Genomic DNA, 19,337 nt, shown 5'->3' with positions numbered 1-19,337 from the left:
ACATCGGGGGGCCGGGGTTGGGGAAAGTCCCTGTAAGCAGGCGGTCGAGCGCCGGTAAAGCCGGGAGACCGCCGTGAGGCGCCATGCGAATCCCCCGTTCCGGTTGCGCAGCACCCCCCCGCGCACGGCAAGCTCATAGGTCGTGAGTGCAGGATCGCCCCCCGTGAAGGAGCGCCAGCCCCTTGAGGGGCGCCCGGCGCCAGGCTCCCGTCGTACGGCTCGTGCGGCCAAGCGTCCGGCGAAGGCCCCGGCCGAAGGGAAGCCCGCGAAGGCTCCCGGCTGGCTGACCCCCAAGCGCGCCCTCGTCCTCGGCGCGGCGGCGATCGTCGCCGTCGGCGGCGGAGGCTTCACCGTCTACACCGCAGTCCAGAACGCCTCCACGCCGCCCCAGGAGCCGGTCCCCCTCGACGTGCTGGCCGAGGCGTTCGGCGGCGGAGACCCCTTCGGGCCCGACCCCGCGGCCGACGCGCTGAAGGCCCAGGCGGTCCAGGCGCTGGCGGCCGACGCGCTCAAGCGCAAGCGCCAGGGACGCAAGCCGCTCGACCCGATCGAGATCGCCGACACGGCGCCCGGCGGCGGCGGGTTCGACCCCCAGCAGCTCCCGCCCGGCACCGCCAACCCGACCGGCAACAAGGCGCTGGGCAAGCAGATGCTGGAGGCGCGCGGCTGGGGCGACCAGTGGGGCTGCCTGGAGAAGCTCTGGATGAAGGAGAGCGGCTGGAATGAGCGGGCGATGAACCGCTCCAGCGGCGCCTACGGCATCCCGCAGTCGCTGCCCGGCCACAAGATGGCCAGCGCGGGCGCCGACTGGCAGACCAACGCGGCCACCCAGATCGAATGGGGTCTGACCTACATCAAGGGGCGGTACGGCACGCCCTGCGGCGCGTGGGCCCATTCCCAGCAAAAGGGCTGGTACTGAAACCCTACAGATCGGCAGGTCGGGCCGGCTGAACGCGCTGGTTGCCGCATCCTGGGCGGTATGGGGATAAAGGTCAGCGTGGTGGTGCCGGTCCACAATCCCGGTGATGCGGCCGACGGGTGCATCTGCTCGGTGATGGAGCAGTCGATGCCCCCGGAGGAGTACGAGGTCATATTCGCCGACGACGGGTCCGACGACGGAATCGAGAAGCGTCTCGACGCCATCGCCGAGACGCACGCCAACGTCCGCGTCCTCCATTTGAAACACATCGGCTCGCCGATGCGCGGCCGCAACGCCGCCCTGGAGGTCGCCACCGGCGAGTACGTCTACTTCCTCGACCAGGGAGACCGCCTGGAGCGGACGGCGCTGGAGCGGATGTACGAGCGCGCGAAGCAGACCGGCGCCGACGTCCTGGTCGGGCCGCTGGCGAGCGGGAATGCGCCGCCCGCGGCGGTGTTCAGCAAGGACCGCGAGCACGCCGACATCCTCGGCGACCGGCTGCTGTCCGCGCTCACGCCGCACAAGCTCTACCGCAGGGCGTTCCTCGCGGCCGAGGGGATCGCCTTCCCCGGCGCGGGCGGGAGCCTGGCCGAGCAGCTCTTCGTCCTGCGGGCCTACCTGCGGGCCTCGGCGGTCACCGTCATGTCCGGCGAGGTGTGCTGCCGCCTCGGGGCGCGGCCGGAGCCGTCCGGCAGCCCGCACGCCCATGTGACCGAGCTGCGCAAGCTGCTCGACGTCATCGACGAGTCGGTCCCCCGGGGACGCAGGCGCGACCACCTGTACGCGCACTGGTTCCGCACCGCGGTCCTGCGCCGGCTCGGCGGGGCGGAGTTCGTGGCCTCCTCGACGGACCGCTCCGTCACCTTCACCACCCTGCGCGAGCTGGTCGCCCAGCGCTTCCCCGAACGGCTCGACCACTACCTCCCCGTCCACCTGCGGGTCCGCGCCGCGATGCTGCGCGCGGGCCGGCTCGACCAGCTCGTCGCGCTCTCCCAGGCCCTGCGCGACACCCACCTGAAGGCCGACGTCAAGGACGTGGTGTGGCGGGACGGCGCGCTCGTGATGAGCCTCACCGGAGAGATCATGTGGGGTGAGGGCAACCCCACGCGCTTCCTCCCGCACGGGGAGGACCGCCTGCTCTGGACGTCCCCGCTCTCCCTCGGAGACCTCCGCCTGCCCCCGGAGGTGGCCGACGTCACCGCCGCGGTCTCCCGCGCCCGGTTCCAGGTCTACGCGCGGCACGAGGGCACCGGGGTCGTCCACCAGCTCCCGGTGAGCTGCTCGGTGGTCCGCGTCCGGCACGGCGACTACGTCAGGGTGCAGGTCACCGGGACGGCCACGCTCGACGCCACCTCGGCGGCGCACGGCCGCTCGCTCCCGCCCGGCCTGTGGGAGATCCACATGCGGATGAACGGCGGGCTCTGCCAGGCCCGCGCCCGGGTCACCGGTCCGCCGGTCGACTGCGACGGGACGCTGGCCGACCACGCCAGGCGGCTGGTCGTCCCCTGGTGGTCCGACCGGGGCGAACTGGGCGTGTGCGTGGAGCCCCAGTCGTTCCCCGAGTCGATCGTCCTCGTCTCGCCGGGGACCACGGTCACCCGCCAGCGCGACCACGTCTTCGTCGTCGTGCCCGTGCCGTACGTGCCGCCGAGCGGGGGGCCTCCCGCCGAGCTGGTGCTGCGCCAGGCGCCGGGCGGGACACGCGAGGTCTCCGTGCCCGCCCTGGTCGAACCGGGCGTACCCGGCCGGGCGGCCGGGCGGCTGATCGCCAGGATCCCGATGAAGCGCCTGCCCCGGCAGGGGTTCCTGGCCCCGGGCGCGTGGATGCCGTTCCTGCGGATGGACGACCGGGAACTCGGGCTCCGCTTCGGCGTGGAGATGAGCCGCGGCGGCCGGGTGGAGATCCGCAGGGCCGCCGCGCCCGCCGTGCCCGTGCGCCGGTACCCGCGGTTGCGGCGGTTCGCCCTGCGGATCCCCGGCGCCCGGAACGTGGTCCGGGTCACCCGGACCGTGCAGCAGCGCTACATGCCGAGCTGACACTCGTTGACGAGGTCACCGCCGGCCGGGCGCGGCAGGGTCGCGCTCGGCGGCGGGCTCTGCCGCCGCTCCACCCAGCCCTCCATGGCCTCGAACGCGCTGCGGAAGCACGGCAGCATCGGGCGGAGCCGGTCGGGGTAGGAGGCGTAGAGGCCGTCGGTGTGGGTGCCGTCGGTGATCCGGTAGTACCGGAAGGGGCGGCGGTCGCCGACCATGCCCGCGTAGACGTCCCCGGTGCGGGAGATCGGCAGCAGCGTGTCCAGCGTGCCCTGGATCGTGATCAGCGGCTTGCCGATCCGGCCGGTCAGCGCGATCTTGCGCAGGGCCCTGTACGGCTTGCGCGCGTCGTAGTCGTAGTCCGCGTCGCAGGCCGGGGTCCCCGGGGCGCAGTACGGCGTGCCCGCCTCGGCGTCGCCGTCGAAGCCCGGGTCGAGCTCCTCGCGGTAGATCCGCTGGGTGAGGTCCCAGTAGTACTGGTGGTGGAACGGCCACAGGAACTCCGAGCCTCTGGCGAAGCCGGCGTCGTACATCGCCTGGGCGTCGCCCTCGGGATAGGCCCGCAGCGCCGGGGGCAGGAAGTTGATCAGGTTGTCGCCCCTGACCCGCCAGAGCGTGCCCTCCCAGTCGATCCCGCCGTCGTAGAGCTCCGGCCGGTTCTCCAGCTGCCAGCGGACCAGATAGCCGCCGTTGGAGATGCCCGCGGCGTAGGTGCGCCCGGGAAGCCTGCCGTACCGCTGCCGCACGACGGCCTTGGCCGCGACGGCGATCTCGGTGACGCGGCGGTTCCACTCGGCGATCGCGTCCCCCGGCCGGCGCCCGTCCTTGTAGAAGGCCGTCCCGGTGTTGCCCTTGTCGGTCACGGCGTAGGCGTAGCCCCTGGCCAGCGCCCAGTCGGAGATGACGAAGTCGTTGGCGTACTGCTCGCGGTTGCCGGGGGTGCCCGCGACGACCAGCCCGCCGTTCCACACGTCCGGGAGGCGGAGCACGAACTGGGAGTCGTGGTTCCAGCCGTGGTTGGTGTTGGTCGCCGAGGTGTCGGGGAAGTAGCCGTCCACCTGGATGCCGGGCACGCCCTTGGGGTTGACCGCCCCCGCGGGGTGCAGCCCGGCCCAGTCGGCGGGATCGGTGTGCCCGGAGAGCGAGGTTCCCGCCGTGGTGAGGTCGTCGAGGCAGGCCACGACCTGCTTCTCCGCGCCGGGGACCGCGATCCGCCCCTGACGGGCGCAGTGCCCGCCCGCTGCGCCGCTCCTCGTGGTGCCGGCGGCGGTGCTCCCCGTGCTGCGCGCAGCGGGGTCCTCCGCGCCCGTGCGGGCGGCGCTCGCCCCCGGCGCCACCGCCGCCAGCGCGGTGGTGGCGAGCGCGAGCCCGGAGGCGAGGACGGCCAGCCTGCGCGGCCCGGTCGCCGCGCGCCGCGTGGACGCCTTTCGGCTGTCGATGTGCATCGGGTGGTCTCCGTACGGCTCAGGGCTTGACGCCGGTGGTGGCGGTCTCGGGAACGTCGAGGGTGACGAGGTCGCGGCCCCGGGTCTCCTTGGCGAAGAAGACGGTGGCCAGCGTCAGCACGGCGCCGCCCGCCACGTAGAGCGTGACCGGGAAGGCCGAGCCGTAGGCCTGGAGCAGGGCCACCGCGATGATCGGGGCGAGGGCGCCGGCGACGATCGAGGAGAGCTGGGCGCCGATGGACACGCCCGAGTAGCGCATCCTGGTGGCGAACAGCTCGGAGAAGAACGCCGCCTGCGGGCCGTACATCGCGCCGTGCAGCACCAGGCCGACCGTGACCGCCAGGGTGATCGCGCCGAAGTTCCCGGTGTCGACCAGCGGGAAGAACGCGAACGCCCACAGGCCGACGCCGGCGGCGCCGAGCAGGTAGACCGGACGGCGGCCCAGCCGGTCCGACAGCGCGCCCCACATCGGGATCGAGGCGAAGTGCACGGCCGAGCCGATCAGCACCGCGTTGAGCACGAAACCCTTCTCCAGCTTCACCGTCCCCGTCGCGTAGGTCAGGACGAACGCGGTGATCACGTAGTAGGAGACGTTCTCGGCGAAGCGGGCGCCGATCGCGGTGAGCACGTCGCGCCAGTGGTACCGGAAGACCTCCACGATCGGCAGCCTCTTGACCGGCTCGGCCTTGGCGACGGCCTGCTGGAAGATCGGCGACTCGTCGATGGACATCCGGATCCACAGGCCGACCAGGACCAGCACGCCCGACAGCAGGAACGGGATGCGCCAGCCCCAACTGGAGAAGGCCTCGTCGGACTGGACCGCGGCCAGCACCGCGAGCACCGCGGTGGCCAGCAGGTTGCCGCCGGGGGCGCCCGCCTGCGGCCAGGAGGCCCAGAACCCGCGCCGCCTGGCGTCGCCGTGTTCGGAGACGATGAGCACCGCGCCGCCCCACTCGCCGCCGAGGGCGAAGCCCTGCACCAGCCGCAGCGCGGTCAGCAGCAGCGGGGCCGCCGAGCCGATCGCGGCGTAGGTGGGCAGGCAGCCGATCAGGAAGGTCGCGCCGCCCATCAGCACCAGGCTGATGACCAGGAGCTTCTTGCGGCCCAGCCGGTCGCCGTAGTGGCCGAAGATCAGCGCGCCCACCGGACGGGCGGCGAAGCCGACGGCGTAGGTGAGGAAGGCGAGCAGGGTTCCGGTGAGAGGGTCGGACTTGGGGAAGAACAGCGCGGGGAAGACCAGCGCCGCGGCCGAGCCGTACAGGAAGAAGTCGTACCACTCGATCGTGGTGCCGACGAGGCTGGCACCGACGATCTTTGCGATGGGGGTGCGGGATTTCTCTGTCATCTCACTCACCAATGGGAATCGCTGTTGGGGGGATGTCGGCTCACCGTATGTAGTGACCGGCGTCACTCCTATGTGGGAAACCTCCACACCCTGTGGATGAGATGTATGGGCTGTCCGCGGGCGGCGGAACGGTCTCAGCCGCGCAGCCGGTGGAGCCGCAGGGCGAGCTGGATCTCCAGGGCCCGCTCGGGCTCCTGCCAGCCCGCGCCCAGGAGCTGGGAGATCCGGTCCAGGCGCTGGGTGACGGTGTTGACGTGGATGTGCAGGGCGTCCGCCGTACGGGAGAGCGACCCCCCGGCGCCGAAGTAGGCGGTGAGCGTGCGGATCAGGGCGGTGCCGCGGCGGGCGTCGTAGTCGACCACCGGGCCGATCGCCGAGCCGAGGAAGGCCTCGATGTCGCGCCCGTCGCCGACCAGCAGCCCGACGAAGCCCAGCTCGGCGGCTCCGGCGCCCTCCCCGGCCCGGCCCAGCGCCCGCAGCGCGTCGGCGCAACGCCGCGCCTCGCCGTGGGCGGCGGCGACCTCGGCGGCGCCGCGGACCGGGCCGCAGGCGCCCGCGGTGGCAGGGCGGCCGAGGGAGGCGGTCAGCTCGGACGCCACCCGTCTGGCGAGCGGTCCCGGCTGGTCGCCGGGGAGCAGCAGGACGAGCTCGTCCCCGCGCTGGGCGGCCAGGCCGTGCTCCAGCGCGGCCCGGGACGAGGCCCAGAAGGCGGCCCGCTCGCGCTGGCCTTCGTGGCGGACCACGACCACCACGTGGTCGCGGTCCAGGTCCACGCCGACCCGCCGGGCCCGATCGCCCAGCCCGTCGAGGCCCGGCCGGGAGATCAGGTCGTCGAGCAGCTCACCCCGGACCCGGCTCTCCGCCTCGGCCACCGTGCGGCGGAAGAGCAGCAGCAGCGCGGTGACCAGCGCGGCCCGCTCCAGGATGCGCTGGTCGGTGTCCGCCACCCGGCCGCCGGCCCGCAGTACGAGCGTGCACAGGGGTTCGGCCGCGACGTCCACCGACGCGACCAGCAGGTTGCCCCTGCGGACGGTACGGCCCAGCGCCCGGGACGACTGCGCGGCGTCCGCGATCGCCGCCGCGGTCGCGTCCGGAGTCGCAGCGGGGCCGTGCCGGTCCGCCCGCGCGTCCCGCGGCCCGGCGGCTTCCAGCTCGTCCAGGTCGCCGGCTATCGGCCGCCCCGCGCCGTCCAGCACGGCCAGCGAGCCGCCGAGCACCTCGGTGACCACGGCGGCCACGTCCTCGACACCGCCGCCGCGCAGCACCAGCCCGGTCATCCGGTCGTGCGCGAGCGCGGCCCGCTCCACCGCCGCACTGTGCGCGTTGACCTGCCGGTTGGCCTCGCTGAGCTCCTCCAGGGCGTTCCTGGTCTCCTGCAGCAGCCGGGCGTTGTCGATGGCGACCGCGGCGTGGGCGGCCAGCGAGCCGAGCAGCACCACCTCGTCCTGGGTGAACGGCCGCACGCTCCGGTTGGCCGCGAACAGCACCCCGATGACCCGCGCGCCGAGCTTGAGCGGCACGCCGAGGATGGCGACGAGGCCCTCCTCCTTCACGGCGTCGTCGATGTCGGTCTTGTGGCGGAAGCGCTCGTCGGCGAAGTAGTCGGCGGTGGCGTAGGGGGTGGCGGTCTGGGCGACCAGCCCGCCGAGCCCGGCCCCCATGGCCAGGCGCAGGGCCCGGAACTTCGCCGAGACCGAGCCGTCGGTGACCCGCATCCAGGTGTCGCCCCGTTCGGGGTCGTGCAGGGTCATGTAGGCGGCGTCGGTGCCGAGCAACTGCCTGGCCCGGCGCACGATGGCCTCCAGCACGGCATCCAGGTCCCGGAGCCCGGCCAGGTCGCCGGCGGTGTCGAACAGGGCCGAGAGCTCGGCCTCGCGCCTGGCTCTGCGCCGCAGCAGCGCCCGCACCTTCAGCGCGGCGAGCTTGGCCTCCTCCAGCTCGGCCAGGGCGGCCGCGTCCACCCCGGCGGTCCTGGCGGCCAGGACGGGCCCCTCGAACTCGACGGCCGAGGCCTCCCTGGCCAGCAGTTCGAGAAACACCCGCGCGTCCATGCCGTCCATTCTCCTTGTGGCCGCGCCCGCCGGAGCCGCCCGGGGAACCGTACCCGGCGTCCGGCCGGGAGCGGGCCGGGGACGGTCAGCGGGCGGTCCAGCCGCCGTCCACGGGCAGCGAGGTGCCGGTCATGAAGGAGCCGTGCGGGCCGCACAGGTAGGCGACCAGCTCGGCGACCTCCTCGGGCTCGACCAGCCGCTTGATCGCGGCGGGCGCGAGCATGATCTGCTCGACGACCTCGTCCCTGCCGATGCCGTGGGTCTCGGCCTGGGCGTCGATCTGCCGCTCCACCAGCGGGGTGCGGACGTAGGCGGGGCTCACGCAGTTGGAGGTGACGCCGTGCGGGGCGCCTTCGAGGGCGATGACCTTCGACAGCCCTTCCAGGGCATGTTTCGCAGTGACATATGCGGATTTGTACGGCGAAGCGCGCAGGCCGTGGATCGAGGAGACGTTCACGATCCGCCCCCAGCCCCGTTCGTACATCCCCGGCAGGACCGCCCGCGCCAGCAGGAACGGCGCCTCGACCATGACCTTGAGGATCTTCGCGAAGACCTCCGGGGGGAACGCCTCGACCGGCGCCACGTGCTGGAACCCGGCGTTGTTCACCACGATGTCGGTGCCGCCGAGCAGCTCGCGGGGGAGCGCGTCCAGGAAGTCCGGGACCGACAGGTCCGCGACGACCGGGATCCCGGCGACCTCGACGGCAACCTTCGCGGCGGCCTCGGCGTCCACGTCGACCACCACCACGTGCGCTCCGGCCTCGGCCAGCCGCCGGGCGCAGGCCCGCCCGATCCCGCTGCCCGCCCCGGTCACCACGGCCCGTCGCCCTGTCAGGTCAATCATGCTGACGAATCTAGGCAATCACGTGAATCCCGGCCCATGTCGTCGGCCGACATACTCTCCTAGCGGGTTATGTGTGGGAGACCCGCGGTCCGTTCGCCCGGTGCGGTCGGCGGGCACGGGGGTTCCGTCCGCGGAGCGGTCCTCCCCGGACGGGCGATCCGCGGCGCGGAAACTGTCGCCGGCCTGATCTAGTCTCGGAGAGGTCCGCCCGACATCTACCGACACGAGGATGCGAATGACCGCGAACCCCCTGAGGCTGATGGCGGTACACGCCCACCCCGACGACGAGTCCAGCAAGGGGGCTGCGACCATGGCCCGCTACGTCGCCGAGGGGGTCGACGTCCTGGTGTGCACCTGCACCGGCGGGGAGCGCGGCGACATCCTCAACCCGGCGATGGACCGGCCCGGCGTGCTGGAGAACATCGCGGAGATCCGGCGCAAGGAGATGGCCGAGGCCGCCGCGATCCTCGGCGTCGGGCACCGCTGGCTCGGCTTCGTCGACTCCGGCCTGCCCGGCGAGGGGGAGCCGCTGCCGGAGGGGTGCTTCGCCCTGCAGGACCTCGAGGTCGCCTCGCGGCCGCTGGTGGCGGCGGTGCGGGAGTTCCGGCCGCATGTGATCATCACCTACGACGAGACGGGCGGCTACCCGCACCCCGACCACATCATGACCCACCGGGTGGCCGTCGAGGCGTTCGAGGCGGCGGGCGACCCGGCCCGCTATCCCGGCACCGGCGAGCCGTGGCAGCCGCTCAAGCTCTACTACATGGTGTCGTTCTCCCGCGAGTGGTTCACCTCGATCCACGAGGGGCTGCTCGCCAGGGGGCTGGAGTCGCCGCTGGCGGAGATGCTGACGGAGGACTGGTTCGAGGGCATGCCCCAGCTGACCGCGACCACCCGGGTGACCTGCGACGACTACTTCGAGGTCCGGGAGCGGGCGATCAAGGCGCATGCCACCCAGATCGACCCCGAGGGGCCGTGGTTCTCCACTCCGCGCGACCTGGAGCGGGAGGTCTGGCCCACCGAGGACTACCAGCTCGCCCGCTCCCACGTCGAGACGGAGCTGCCGGAGACCGACCTGTTCGCCGGGATCAGGCGGTGAAGCCCGGACCGCAAGTGCCCCGGGGTCAGACGGTGACCGGGTAGGTCAGTGCCAGCTCGTCGCCCGGGACCCCGCGGATGCCCCAGTTCACCTGGGGCGACTCCAGGATGACGATCTCCAGGTCCTCGGCGGGGAGGCCGAGCGCCTCCCCGGTCCGGGCGAACAACGTCCGGATCAGGTCGCGCTTGGCCTCGTCCGACCGGCCCGCGAAGCAGACGATCTCCACGATCAGATAGCGCTCGCTCCGCTGCGGGCAGAGCAGGTCGTCGGCGTCCAGCAGCAGGAAGCGGTGGAACCGCTTGTCCTCCGGGAGCCTCCAGACCTCGGCCAGGCAGCCGTGCACGACGTCCGAGACCTCCCGGCGGAGGGGGGCCCAGACGTCGCGGCGGCCGTAGAACTTGATCTGAGTCATGGGGCCGAGTCTTCCACGGCGCCGATCTACGACGGAGGACGGGTCATGGAGAGCACGTCCAGCAGGGCGTCGAGCTGCTCCTCGGTGAGAGTGCCGTTCGCGACGTGGCCGCGCTCGACGACGACCTGGCGGATGGTCTTCCGCTCGGCCAGCGCCTGCTTGGCGATCTTCGCAGCCTCCTCGTAGCCCACGTGCCGGTTGAGCGGGGTGACGATGGACGGCGACGACTCGGCGTACTCACGCAGCCGCTCGGTGTTGGCGGTGATGCCGTGCACGCAGCGGTCGGCCAGCAGGCGGGAGACGTTGGCGAGCAGCCGCACGGACTCCAGGAGGTTGCGCGCCATGACCGGCAGGGCCACGTTGAGCTCGAAGCTGCCCGACGCCCCGGCGAAGGCGATGGCCGCGTCGTTCCCGACGACCTGGGCGGCGACCATGCAGACGGCTTCGGGGATGACCGGGTTGACCTTGCCGGGCATGATCGAGGAGCCGGGCTGGAGGTCCGGGAGGTTGATCTCGCCGAGCCCGGTGCGCGGGCCCGAACCCATCCAGCGGAGGTCATTGGCGATCTTGTTGAGGGAGACCGCGACGGTCCGGAGCTGACCGGAGAGCTCCACCACGGCGTCCCGGGCGCCCTGGGCCTCGAAGTGGTCGGGGGCCTCGGTGAACGGCAGGTCGGTGGCCTCGCCGAGCTTCTCGATGACCTTCCTGGCGAAGCCGGGCGGGGTGTTGACGCCCGTCCCGACCGCGGTCCCGCCCAGGGGCAGCTCGGCGAGGCGGGGCAGCGCGCTCCGCACCCGGGCGACGGCGTTGTCGACCTGGGTGGCGTAGCCGCCGAACTCCTGGCCGAGGGTGACCGGGGTGGCGTCCATCAGGTGCGTACGGCCCGCCTTGACCACCTGGTCGAACTCGATCGACTTCTCGCGCAGCGCGGTGGCCAGGTGCCGCAGGGACGGGATGAGGTGGTAGGTCACCTCGGTCAGCGCGGCGACGTGGATGGAGGTGGGGAACACGTCGTTGGACGACTGGGAGGCGTTGACGTGGTCGTTGGGATGGACCGGGCGGCCCAGCCGCTCCTCGGCGAGGGTGGCGATCACCTCGTTGGCGTTCATGTTGGAGGAGGTGCCGGAGCCGGTCTGGAAGACGTCGATGGGAAACTCGCCGTCCCACTCGTTCTCCGCGATGTCGGTGGCGGCCTCGGCGATCGCCTGGGCCAGCTCCTTGTCCAGCACCCCGAGCTCGGAGTTGACCTCGGCGGCGATCGCCTTGATCAGTCCGAGGGCCGCGATGTGCGGGCTCTCCAGGCCGCGTCCCGAGATCGGGAAATTCTCCACCGCCCGCTGCGTCTGGGCCCGCCACTTCGCACCCGCCGGGACGCGCACGTCGCCCATCGAGTCATGTTCGATCCGGTACTCGCTCATGGGATCAGTCTGCAACGCGGGAGATAAGCCCGCTGTTCGGCGCTCCCGCCGGTCCCGGGAAGACTCCGGGCCGCCCGCTCAGGAGCCGCCCGGAGCCTTCTCCCGCGCCGGCTGGAAGGAGGCGAGCACCGTGTCGCGGATGCCGGCCTCCTCCTCCCAGGAGGCTTCCGGAACCGCCCAGTAGATGACGTAGTCGTTCTCCCCGGGAAGGCTCACGAAACGGGCCAGCACGTGGATCGTCTTCTCGCCCGTGACGTAGGTGAACTCCCAGTCGGCCGCGTTCGCCCCGGCGTACGGGTCGACGTCCAGCTCGGTGACCCCGACCAGCCGGTAGCCGGGGTAGCTGCCGGCCTCGGCCGCGGCGTTCTGGATCGCCGTGACGGTCTTCCCGACCTCGTCGGAGACGTGCGTGGAGGTGTTGACCCGGAGGTAGCGCGGGTCGCCGGCGCTCTTGAAGACGACGTCGTCGCCGTTGACGCTCTTCTGCAGCGGGGCGGGGAAGTCGATCGTGAACCCCTTGGGGTCCTTGTGCCTGCGGAACCCCGGAGAGGGGGTCGAGCCGGGTGCGGGGCCGCCCGCGCTGCTCGACCCGGACACCGGCGCGGTGGCGACGCCGGCCGCGGCGGTGGTGCTCCCGCTGCTGTCGGCGAAGGCCGCCACCACCAGAATCATGATGATCACCAGGGAGACGGCCGCCACCCCGATCAGGACGAGCGTGCCGACCCGGTTCCCGTGCGGCCCGGCCTTCTCCGCGCCCTGCGCCTGAGCGATGGAGAACAGGTCCGTCCCCAGCCCGCGCGAGGGGGGAGGGGCTCCGTCGGACGCCCCCGGGAGCAGGTGCTGCGCTCCTTCCGCCGCCCCGGGCAGCGGCGCGCCGGGGGCGCCCGGCCTTGCGGATCCGTTGAAGCCGGGCAGCATCCCGACGGCCGTCGACACGTCGTCGGGGGAGGGTCCCCCCGGCCGTGCGGCCATCGGGGCGCCCTGAGCCGGCACCATCGGGAAACCGTGCGGAGGCGTCGCTGCGGAGTCCTCGATCGACGGAGCGGCAGGGGACCCGCCCTCCCCGCCTCCGGGTGCGGCCGGGGACTTCGGCTTCCCCGCCACGTGGATCCCCAGCTCGGAGGAGTCGGCCACAGGGCGGGGACGGGCCGGCGGAGCAGGAGGTGCCGCAGGAGGCGTCGCGGCGACGGGCGTCTCCACGGTCCCGGGGAGGCGGAGACCGTTCTTGGGCCGGATGACCAGCATGGTGCGGTCGGCGTCGAACTCCTCGTCCGGCGCCGCGTCGGCCCCGGGCCCGGTGCCGCTCTCTGTGCTGCTCTCTGCGCCGCTCTCTGTGCCGGTCACCGCGCCGTCCGCCGCGCCGTCCGCGGTGCCGTCCCCAGCGCCGTCCCCAGCGCCGTCCCCAGCGCCGTCCTCGGGGCCCCTCCCGTCCTCGGCGCGGGCGTCGCTCCCGGGGGCCGGCGCAGGAGGCTCCGCCGGGATCGCCGGGGGCACCGCCTCGGACGAAGGGGTGTCCGCCACGGCGCGGAGCATCGCGGTCGCCTGGGAGGCGGTGAGCCGTACCGTGTAGTCCTTCTCCAGGAGGTGCTCGAGCACGGGGCGGAGCGGGCCCGCCTGGGCCGGCGGGTCGGCGCTCTCGGTCATCAGCGCGGCCAGGGTCTCGGCGACCGAGGAGCGCTCGTAGGCCGGCCGTCCCTCGACCGCGAAGTACAGGGTGGCCCCGAGGGACCACAGATCCGACTCGGGCCCGGTGTGCTCGCCCCGCGCCCGCTCGGGTGCGGTGTATCCCGGGGAGCCGATCACCATGCCGGTCTGGGTGAGGCTCGTGTCGCCTTCGGCCTTGGCGATGCCGAAGTCGGTCAGCACCACCCGGCCGCTCTCGGTGATCAGCACGTTGCCGGGCTTCACGTCGCGGTGCAGGATCCCCTGGGCGTGGGCGGCGCGCAGCGCGCTCAGCAGGTCCACGCCGATCTCGGCGACCAGGCGGGGCGGGAGCGGACCCTCCTCCTCGATCACCTGTTCGAGGGAGCGTGCCTGCACCAACTCCATGATGATCCACGGGCTGCCGTCCTCGATGATCGCATCATGGACGGTGGCGACCGACGGGTGGCTGATGCGGGCTGCCGTACGACCCTCACGGATCATGCGTTCCCGCAGTTCGGCGCGCTGTGCCTCGCTGAGCCCGGGCTCCTGGCGGATCTCCTTGATCGCGACGTCGCGGCCCAGGGAACGGTCGTGAGCACGCCAGACGGTGCCCATCGTCCCTCGGCCGAGCGGCGCGATCAGCTCGTAGCGATCAGCGAGCACGCGCATCTGCTGTTCCGGCATGAGAAGAAGATAGCGATTCCTGCTTGATGAACGCTTTACCCACGCTTGCGGAGTTCCTTAGGCCACAAGCGACGGGGAAGCATAAAACGGATAAAAGGTGACATTAGGCGTATAAAAGGGTGCGGAGTCGGCCACGGGTCCAGCGGTTTGCGATGTACTCCCTCCATGGGACGGCGATGCCCCCGGGGCATCGGCACCGGCGTCGCGAGGGGAGGCGGAGGCGCGACCGGGGCCGAGCCCGCGCGGTGCAGGCCCCGGTGGTGCGGCCTGCGGCTGAACGAGGGCGCGGCCGTCGCCTGGGCGTTCCGGATGGCCCTGCCCGCCGCGCGGGCGAGCGGCTCCTCGGCCGAGCCGCCGGCCGCCACCCGGGAGAGCATCAGCGAGGCGCGGACCGCGTCGAGCCGGGTGGCCGGGTCGATCCCGAGCAGGCCTTGGAGCACCGGGGCGAGCGGTCCGGCCTTCTCCATGGGGATCGGCTCGCCGCTGGTCAGGGCGGCCAGGGCGGCGGCGGCCGTGCGGCGGCCGTGCAGGCCCCGGCCCTCGACGGCGGTGTAGAGGGTCGCACCGAGCGACCACAGGTCGGCGGCGGGGCTCGCCTTGGAGCCCAGCACCCGCTCGGGCGCGATGTAGCCCGCCGAGCCGAGCACGATGCCCGCCTGGGTGATCGACACCTCCCCCTCGAGCGCGGCCAGGCCGAAGTCGGTGAGCACCGCCCGGTCCTCGGTCACCAGGACGTTGCTGGGCTTCACGTCGCGGTGCAGGATGCCCTTGGCGTGCACGGCCCGCAGCGCGCCCAGCACCTGCCGCCCGATCTCGGCCACCCGCTGGGGAGGCAGCGGGCCCTCCTGCTGGATGACCTGCTCCAGCGACCTGGCCGGCAGCAGCTCCATGACGATCCAGGGACGGTCGTCCTCGGTGACGACGTCGAAGACGGTGATCACGGACGGGTGGGTGACCATCGTGGTGGCCCGCCCCTCCCGCTCGGTCCTGGCGCACAGCTCGGTCCTGAGATCCTCGTCGAGGACCAGGGGCAGCCGGACCTCCTTGACCGCCACCTCGCGGCCGAGCAGCTCGTCGTGCGCTCGCCAAACGGTGCCCATGCCGCCGCGCCCGACCGGCTCCACGAGCCGATAGCGCGCGGCAAGTAGGTATCCGGACGGCGCACGCATGATGGGCAGCTTACCTATTCGCCCGATGCGACCAGTAGAGACAGGCATGAAGTTTCTTGTCTAATGCAGTCAGATTTTCTGGCCGGTGAGTGTCCGGATGCACTCCGTCATGGAGATCCGGCCGAATCGCGACCTCGTGTCCGGGCGGGCCGTCGGTTCGGAAACCGGATCGACCGTTCGGAAGGCAGGCCGAACGGGACGGCCTTCCGGACTTCACCGCGTCCCCGCACTCGTCCACGGTCGCCGCAGGCGGGACAAGACGCCCGCGCTGGGACTCCCGGCCACGAAGACCTACGGCCCGCGCTCCGGAGATCTGCCCGGGGATCGGTGCTTGCGCCATGCCGATCCCGGGACACCCGGCCGGACCGCGGCAGCCGTACGGCCCGCGGAGACCCCTGCCGTTCGTCCCGGGCCGGTCGCGGGAACGCCCTCAGGCCGGGAGCGGGAGTGCGCCGGCGGCCGCCGTTCCGGAGGTCACGGAACGGCAGCCGCCGGCGCTCGACGAACGGACCCGCGTCAGCGGCGGCCGACGGACAGGACCGGGCCGGTCGTGTCGGTGAAGAAGTCCTCGCCCTTGTCGTCCACGACGATGAAGGCGGGGAAGTCCTCGACCTCGATCTTCCAGACGGCCTCCATGCCGAGCTCCGGATATTCGAGGACCTCGACCTTCCTGATGCAGTCCTGGGCCAGGCGGGCGGCGGGGCCCCCGATCGAGCCGAGGTAGAAGCCGCCGTACTTCTGGCAGGCCTCGGTGACCTGCTTGGAGCGGTTGCCCTTGGCGAGCATCACCATGGAGCCGCCGGCGGCCTGGAAGCGCTCCACGTAGGAGTCCATCCGGCCGGCGGTGGTGGGGCCGAAGGAGCCGGAGGCGTAGCCCTCGGGGGTCTTGGCGGGGCCGGCGTAGTAGACGGCGTGGTCCTTCATGTACTGCGGCATCTCGCCGCCCGCGTCGAGCAGCTCGCCGATCTTGGCGTGCGCGATGTCGCGGGCGACGACCAGCGGGCCGGTCAGCGACAGGCGGGTCTTGACCGGGTACTTGGTCAGCTCGGCGAGGATCTCCGGCATCGGCCGGTTGAGGTCGATCTTCACGACGTCGTCCGACAGGTGCTCGTCGGTGGTCTCCGGCAGGAACCGCGCCGGGTCGGTCTCCAGCTTCTCCAGGAAGATCCCCTCGGGGGTGATCTTGGCCAGGGCCTGGCGGTCGGCGCTGCAGGAGACCGCGATCGCGACCGGGCAGGAGGCGCCGTGCCGGGGCAGGCGGATCACGCGGACGTCGTGGCAGAAGTACTTGCCGCCGAACTGGGCGCCGATGCCGAGCTTCTGGGTGAGCTCGAAGACCTTGGCCTCCAGTTCGGTGTCGCGGAAGCCGTGGCCGCTGGGAGAGCCTTCGGTGGGGATGGAGTCCAGGTATCGGGCGCTGGCGTATTTCGCCGTCTTCAGGGCGAACTCGGCGGAGGTGCCGCCCACGACGACCGCCAGGTGGTACGGCGGGCAGGCGGCGGTGCCCAGGGAGCGGATCTTCTCCTCCAGGAAGGCCAGCATGCGCTTCTCGTTGAGGACCGCCTTGGTCTCCTGGTACAGGAACGACTTGTTGGCGCTGCCGCCGCCCTTGGCCATGAACAGCAGCTTGTACTCGTCGGGGTGGCCGTGCGGGTCCTCGGCGTAGAGCTCGATCTGGGCGGGGAGGTTGGAGCCGGTGTTCTTCTCCTCCCACATGGTGATCGGGGCCATCTGCGAGTAGCGCAGGTTGAGCCGGGTGTAGGCGTCGTAGACGCCGCGCGAGATGTGCTCGGCGTCGGCGCCGTCGGTCAGCACGTGCCGGCCGCGCTTGCCCATCACGATCGCGGTGCCGGTGTCCTGACACATCGGCAGCACGCCGCCGGCCGAGATGGAGGCGTTCTTGAGCAGGTCGAGGGCGACGAAGCGGTCGTTGCCGCTGGACTCCGGGTCGTCGATGATCTTCCGGAGCTGGGCCAGGTGAGACGACCGGAGATAGTGGGAGATGTCATGGATCGCCGTCTCGGTGAGCAGGCGCAGCGCCTCGGGCTCGACCTCCAGGAACCTGCGGCCCGCGGCCTCGACGACACGCACCCCCTCGCTGCTGACCAGACGGTATTCCGTCTCATCCGATCCCAGCGGGAGCAGGTCGGTGTAGTCGAACTCGGGCATCGTCCTCGATCCTCCGTGCCGGGGGTCTTCTCCGGTCCTCCTAGAGGGTACGGCCTCCTATCGCACGCCCGGGAAGGACGCCAACCCTTCGAGCCGTCCGGCGCCCGAACGCGGACGAAAGCTTTGCCGTCCCATTGACGGGAGAGCGGGTTTCCGTGATCTCGGTGGGCGAGGATGGTGTGAAGGACCAGATCCGCTCCGGAGTTCCTGCCGGAGGGAGGAATCATGGAAGCCGGCTACATCGTTCTGTACGCCATCGGAATACTGATCATCGGCGGCCTCGTGGGCTCACTCCTCACGATCGTGCTGCACATGATCGCCGACGAGAGCAAGTTCGGGGGACCTCTGCACCACTGACGTCCCGCACGCCTCGTGCCGGTCCCGGCGGGTGCCCGCCCGGGACGCTCCCCCCGTGCCCGGACGCTCTACGGGTACAGGCACTCCTCGAAGCCGAGCGAAGGATAGTCCTCCTCGGACAGCTCCCCGCCCCCCTCTCCCTCGAACGCGACCAGGCAGGTCACGTCCCCGTGCGGGTCTCCCACCACGACGCTGAAGACGTTCAGCAGGAGCTCGCTCCCGAGGCGTATGCGAAGCCCGGGGAAGGGAGGGAAGGGCAGGCCGTACTCCCTGAGCCAGGTCCCGTCGCCGGCGAAGACGAGCGCGGCCCTCAGCGGTGCCGCCTCGGTCTCCGGGTCTCCGGGCTCCGGGCGGGCCGATCCCGGCGGGGGCGGCGGGTAGGCACCCTCCGCGAACCCGTAGGCCGCGCACTTCTCCGCGACGGCCCCGGCCGGGGGAGGGGTCTCGAACTCCACCAGGCAGGTCGCGTCGTACCCGGGGTCGCCGATCGTCACGGCGACGACGTTCAGCATGTCGTAGACGTCGACGCGGATGCCCAGGCCCGGAGCCGGGGGCGTCGGCAGGTCCATCTCCCTGACCCAGGTGACGTCAGCCGCCCGCATGACCATCAGGGTCCTGAACGACTCGGCCGTGCCTGCCATGGGCTCTCCGCTCCTCGCCTGCGCCCCGCCCGGCGGAGTTTCGCGACGGGCTCCCGGCCCTCGCTTCCCGCCGTGGCCACCGGATCCCGAAGTACGGTAGCAGCGGATCCCGGCTCCTTCCGGCGCGGTCCGCTCCCGGGTGCCGAGAGCCCGATGACGATGCCGGTGACGACGAGCGCGGCCCCGGCCAGGTCGGCGGCCGAGGGGGTGCCGAGGCCGAGCAGGGCGCCCGTCGCGATCGCGCCGACGGGGATCAGACCGGCGAACAGGCCCGCCCTCCCGGGGCCGAGCCGGGGCAGCGCATCGTACCAGAGGAAGAACGCCACGGTGGTCACGATGATCGACTGGTAGCCGAGGCCCGCCGCCTCGGCCGCGGTCGGCACACGCACCATCGCGGTGCCGTCGACGATCAGGCCGATCACCGCGAGAAGCGGTACGGCCAGCGCCGCCGAGTAGGCCGAGACCCGCACCGCGCCCAGCTTGGGCAGGAGCGGCAGGGCCAGCAGCGAGAAGCAGACCTCGCAGGCCAGCGCGCCCAGCGACCACAGCAGGCCGGGCAGGTCGCCGCTGCCCAGGCCGGTGGCCACCGTCGCCCCGGTCACCACCACGGCCGCCGCCCCGATCACCCGGGGCGAGGGGCGTCCGTCCAGCAGGGCGAGCGCCAGCGGGACGGTGCCGAGCACGGTGCCGACCAGGGCTGGTCCGCCGTGCCGGGCCGCCTCGATCACGCAGACGTTGAAGATGACCAGTCCCGTCAGGGAGAGCGCGACCAGCAGGGCGGTCTCCCGGGGCGTCAGCCGTACGAACCCCAGGCCCGCCAGGCGGGTGACGGCCAGCAGGACGGCGGCGGCCAGGAGGTAGCGAAGCGCCTGGCCGCCGTAGAGGGGATAGTCCTGGATCACGCCGGCGATCCCCGCGAGGGTGCCCACCAGGAACATTGCTCCGGCGGCCTGGGCAAGACCCCGGGTCTCGACCTGCCGGGTGATGACATCGGTGCTCATGTCGGGAATGCTAGGAAGCAAATGGCTCGCTCGGTCAGTCCAATCGGCGAGTGGAACAGAGGACCAATCCTGATCGCCGGAAGGCGGGCTGCTCGCCCTCCGGGT

Annotated in this window: 15 protein-coding genes; 4 read left to right on the top strand and 11 right to left on the bottom strand. The window is 72.2% G+C overall.

Features of this window, described 5'->3' with window-relative positions; genetic code table 11:
• Positions 1-163: 163 nt before the first annotated feature.
• Both HS041_RS37955 and HS041_RS00255 read left to right on the top strand, forming a co-directional pair.
• A complete protein-coding gene (locus HS041_RS37955; protein WP_307845108.1) occupies positions 164-919 on the top strand; it encodes an aggregation-promoting factor C-terminal-like domain-containing protein in 756 nt (251 codons plus the stop codon).
• A 60-nt stretch (positions 920-979) separates the two neighbouring features.
• Entirely contained in the window at positions 980-2,956 is a 1,977-nt protein-coding gene (locus HS041_RS00255; RefSeq protein ID WP_196438513.1) for a glycosyltransferase family 2 protein, read from the top strand.
• Here the strand turns inward: HS041_RS00255 and HS041_RS00250 are convergent.
• From HS041_RS00250 to HS041_RS00235, 4 genes are all read right to left on the bottom strand, one after another.
• Positions 2,941-4,398 carry a tannase/feruloyl esterase family alpha/beta hydrolase gene (locus HS041_RS00250; protein WP_196438512.1) on the bottom strand — a complete coding sequence of 486 codons (1,458 nt, stop codon included), beginning with the start codon at positions 4,396-4,398 and terminating at the stop codon, positions 2,941-2,943. The two genes, HS041_RS00255 and HS041_RS00250, sit on opposite strands and share 16 nt — an antisense overlap.
• A 19-nt stretch (positions 4,399-4,417) precedes the next feature.
• Complete coding sequence (locus tag HS041_RS00245) at positions 4,418-5,743, bottom strand: MFS transporter (protein WP_196438511.1); 1,326 nt, start codon at positions 5,741-5,743, stop codon at positions 4,418-4,420.
• 134 nt (positions 5,744-5,877) lie between these two features.
• Positions 5,878-7,794: a helix-turn-helix domain-containing protein gene (locus tag HS041_RS00240; protein ID WP_230878364.1), complete on the bottom strand. Its 1,917-nt coding sequence runs from the start codon at positions 7,792-7,794 to the stop codon at positions 5,878-5,880.
• An 85-nt stretch (positions 7,795-7,879) separates the two neighbouring features.
• A complete protein-coding gene (locus HS041_RS00235; RefSeq protein WP_230878363.1) occupies positions 7,880-8,638 on the bottom strand; it encodes a 3-hydroxybutyrate dehydrogenase in 759 nt (252 codons plus the stop codon).
• A 235-nt stretch (positions 8,639-8,873) separates the two neighbouring features.
• Here HS041_RS00235 and mca point away from each other — a divergent pair, with 235 nt between their 5' ends.
• Positions 8,874-9,737 carry a mycothiol conjugate amidase Mca gene (mca, locus tag HS041_RS00230; protein ID WP_230878362.1) on the top strand — a complete coding sequence of 288 codons (864 nt, stop codon included), beginning with the start codon at positions 8,874-8,876 and terminating at the stop codon, positions 9,735-9,737.
• 25 nt (positions 9,738-9,762) lie between these two features.
• Here mca and HS041_RS39685 read toward each other — a convergent pair whose 3' ends face one another.
• The 5 genes from HS041_RS39685 to HS041_RS00205 form a co-directional block, all read right to left on the bottom strand.
• The gene (locus tag HS041_RS39685; protein ID WP_196438508.1) at positions 9,763-10,149 is read right to left on the bottom strand and encodes a tautomerase family protein; all 387 of its coding nucleotides are present in this window, start codon (positions 10,147-10,149) and stop codon (positions 9,763-9,765) included.
• Between the two features lie 26 nt (positions 10,150-10,175).
• Positions 10,176-11,567, bottom strand: a complete 1,392-nt coding sequence (locus HS041_RS00220; RefSeq protein ID WP_196438507.1) for a class II fumarate hydratase — start codon at positions 11,565-11,567, stop codon at positions 10,176-10,178.
• 78 nt (positions 11,568-11,645) lie between these two features.
• A complete protein-coding gene (locus tag HS041_RS00215; protein WP_196438506.1) occupies positions 11,646-13,895 on the bottom strand; it encodes a serine/threonine-protein kinase in 2,250 nt (749 codons plus the stop codon).
• Between the two features lie 35 nt (positions 13,896-13,930).
• Positions 13,931-15,064, bottom strand: a complete 1,134-nt coding sequence (locus HS041_RS00210) for a serine/threonine-protein kinase (RefSeq protein ID WP_196438505.1) — start codon at positions 15,062-15,064, stop codon at positions 13,931-13,933.
• A gap of 516 nt (positions 15,065-15,580) precedes the next feature.
• Positions 15,581-17,233 (bottom strand): fumarate hydratase, encoded by a 1,653-nt coding sequence (locus HS041_RS00205; protein ID WP_196438504.1) that lies wholly within the window; start codon positions 17,231-17,233, stop codon positions 15,581-15,583.
• A 225-nt stretch (positions 17,234-17,458) separates the two neighbouring features.
• On the opposite strand from HS041_RS00205, the gene HS041_RS39070 reads away from it, so the two are divergent.
• A complete protein-coding gene (locus HS041_RS39070) occupies positions 17,459-17,590 on the top strand; it encodes a hypothetical protein (RefSeq protein WP_255529532.1) in 132 nt (43 codons plus the stop codon).
• A gap of 68 nt (positions 17,591-17,658) precedes the next feature.
• Here the strand turns inward: HS041_RS39070 and HS041_RS00200 are convergent, their stop codons facing one another.
• Positions 17,659-18,231 (bottom strand): hypothetical protein, encoded by a 573-nt coding sequence (locus tag HS041_RS00200; protein WP_196438503.1) that lies wholly within the window; start codon positions 18,229-18,231, stop codon positions 17,659-17,661.
• Positions 18,198-19,232 (bottom strand): DMT family transporter, encoded by a 1,035-nt coding sequence (locus HS041_RS00195; RefSeq protein ID WP_196438502.1) that lies wholly within the window; start codon positions 19,230-19,232, stop codon positions 18,198-18,200. Before HS041_RS00195 ends, HS041_RS00200 begins: the two co-directional genes overlap by 34 nt.
• Positions 19,233-19,337: the final 105 nt, after the last annotated feature.

It is taken from the genome of Planomonospora sp. ID67723 (assembly GCF_015711605.1).
Taxonomy (GTDB): domain Bacteria; phylum Actinomycetota; class Actinomycetes; order Streptosporangiales; family Streptosporangiaceae; genus Planomonospora_A.
This window is presented reverse-complemented; position numbering and strand designations above follow the sequence as displayed.